Source organism: Leuconostoc sp. BM2 (genome assembly GCF_002095565.1).
Classification (GTDB): domain Bacteria; phylum Bacillota; class Bacilli; order Lactobacillales; family Lactobacillaceae; genus Leuconostoc; species Leuconostoc falkenbergense.
Genome location: NZ_MOWQ01000072.1, coordinates 1 through 2,562, shown reverse-complemented (window position 1 = coordinate 2,562; position 2,562 = coordinate 1). Strand labels below are relative to the sequence as shown.

Genomic DNA, 2,562 nt, shown 5'->3' with positions numbered 1-2,562 from the left:
CCTTAACTGGACTATTGCTGACATGGATTTGGCAAACAGCTACAACCGCTGGTGGCGGAAACGTCATCAACTGGCCATTCTGAACGGGGGAATAAGATATGTTTGGGAAGAAAAAACAAACTAGTATCGGTGATCCATTTTTTGCCCGTGTTGAACAAACTGAAATTGATCTCAATGATGAGATGATTCAAGACCTGGCAGAAAAAAGTGGGGTAAGTGAAATCTGGCCGAATGTATCACTGTCAGGGCTACAACAATTCGCTGCTGGTTTAGTCAATGATGTGGTGCGGGCAGGTGATCATGATGTTCGTTTAGGCAATGTCGTCTACTTTATCACTAATGAAAAAGGTCGTGCTGAACCAACCGGATTAAGTTGGGAAAGAGCGACACTCACAGCAGGTTTTGAAAACATTGTTGTTAGTACCGCTGATCATATTTTTAACGACACAGAAATTCGTCAAGATGAAGATATGACTTATGACATTATTGTTGAAGCCTTACAACCGCTGATGGATGCCGTGCTTGCTGATGGTAGTCTGTCATCAGATGATTTGCCAGATTTACCTTCTGAGGAACAGTTTAGACAAGCGCGTGAAACTGGTGAAGTCCTAACAGTTGAGCCTAATAAGTTCCAACGCACAACGATTGAAGTCAAGCCACCACTAGTTCAAGATGTTGACAATGAAACTAGTGACCAATCACAGGAAAAGGTCGTAAAGACTGTACCTGATATTCCTAAGATAGTTGACCAGCCAAAGCAACCATCAACTGCTGAAACAGTGAAGCCGATTGTTCGACCTGTTGTTCCGACTCAAGAAAACTCAGAGGGTGTCGTGACCGAAAGTGATCCCACACAGAAGTTTATTGATCGTGTCAACCTGACACCAAATGCATTGGAATTGAGTGATGTCAAAGCTGATTTACCTGCGGAACACCCCGATTACGTGGTTAGTCGTTTGAACGCTGACAAAGCCAAAGCAAATGACTTTTTGAATGATACCAGCAACATTTACACGCAAAAGATACGCAAAGCGATGTCCGACTTGTTGAAACAACAACAAGCAAAGACTAAAGCAGCAGTTGAACAGTTACGTGACACTAATGTTTCTGAGACGGTTGATGCACAAATGAAGGAAGAACGGGCAACAGAGTTTGAAACCCGTTATGCGCAAGCACATCAAGCTCGTGAAGCAGGTTATCGCACGGCTGTAGAAGATGAGAATGCGCGTCATGATAATACACTCAAAACGCTCAAGAGTGACTTTGTAAGTGACTTAGAGGCTTTGAAAGTATCTGTTAATCAAGAGCTGGATAACTGGTTTATAGAACGTTCTAAAGACTTGCAAAGTAATCTTCAAGCCACAGTAGACGATCAGGTTTCAGAAGTGACGTCACAAGCGCAAACAGAGACGCTAACCAGTCTTAAAGCTTTGCGTGATGAGTTATTAGCTCAAAACACACAATCATTGCTAGACATGCATCAAAAGCTGGAAGAAGACATCAGTAACAAGCGGGCACAATATCAATCAGAGCATGAAAAAGCGATGATCAGTGCCACTGAGTTAGAAAGTGCTAAAACTCATGCTGGTAGCCTCAGTGAACTTGAGCAACAAGTCCAGATTTTGAAGCAAACTAATCTAAACCTCGAGCAACAATTAAAAGGTAAAGATGCTGTCAATAATGATGAGGTTTCCCAACTTCGTCAACAGTTACAAATGCTTCAAAATGCCCCCAATACATCATCACATGATGAAACTAACCAGCAATTGATGACTTTGTTAGCAGCGCAAATAAAGCAGCCTCAAGTTGAACAAAAGAAAACAAGTGCTTGGCAATCAGCGGCGATTGCACTAGCAGGCGCAGCCTTTGGATTCCGCAAGCCAATCAAGAAGTGGTTCCACAAATAACAATATTTGACAGTGCCTCAGGGCATTGTTTTTTTGTTTTGTCCTTATCATTCGATAACATAATTAACAATATACCTTGTTTTGTTCTTCACAAAGTGGTATATTTAAGAGGTTCAGAAGAGGTCTTGACATGCGAATTCAGTAGTCTGCTTTCATCAAAAATTACAATTAACTTGCAAGAAATTATCATATCTCACTTCATATATTTACTGTTGTTGCATGGCTTTTCAAAGCATTTTTCTAAAGTTAAACAGTGAGTCAATCAAACCTGATTTACTGCGCAAATAAAGCCGTCCATTGATGGCTTTTTTGTGTGCGATTATAAACAAGCGCACTTGTCAATTGAGACAGACATAGTTACTTGACGACTATTAATTAAATTGATTAGCACAATATTATGAGAAGATCTTACTAATCGTTTTAGTTAAAATCCAGTCTAATATCAAGGTCAATAACAGTCTAACGGATAACATACACGTCAGTATATTACAAACATATTCACGTGTATGTTAGTCACTATATACGTATGGTAGATTGCAAGAATTAACCGAACACTGCAAACTGCTGAAAAACCTTTCGTGGTGATTGCCAGTTGAGTGTTTTCATTGGTCTCGCATTGATCCAATGATTAATTTGATCTAATTCTTTGGCGCTA

General features: G+C 40.2%; 1 protein-coding gene and 1 pseudogene. One reads left to right on the top strand and one right to left on the bottom strand.

The genetic code is table 11. The features are described 5' to 3' along the window. Positions 1-98: 98 nt before the first annotated feature. A complete protein-coding gene (locus tag BMG01_RS10270) occupies positions 99-1,907 on the top strand; it encodes a hypothetical protein (protein WP_080539899.1) in 1,809 nt (602 codons plus the stop codon). A gap of 543 nt (positions 1,908-2,450) precedes the next feature. Here the strand turns inward: BMG01_RS10270 and BMG01_RS11090 are convergent. Continuing rightward, positions 2,451-2,562, bottom strand: a pseudogene (locus tag BMG01_RS11090) (IS30 family transposase); the annotation flags it as partial.

Coding starts and splice junctions, on each gene's coding strand:
- BMG01_RS10270 (WP_080539899.1), top strand. CDS start 99: ATGTTTGGGAAGAAAAAACAAACTAGTATCGGTGATCCATTTTTTGCC.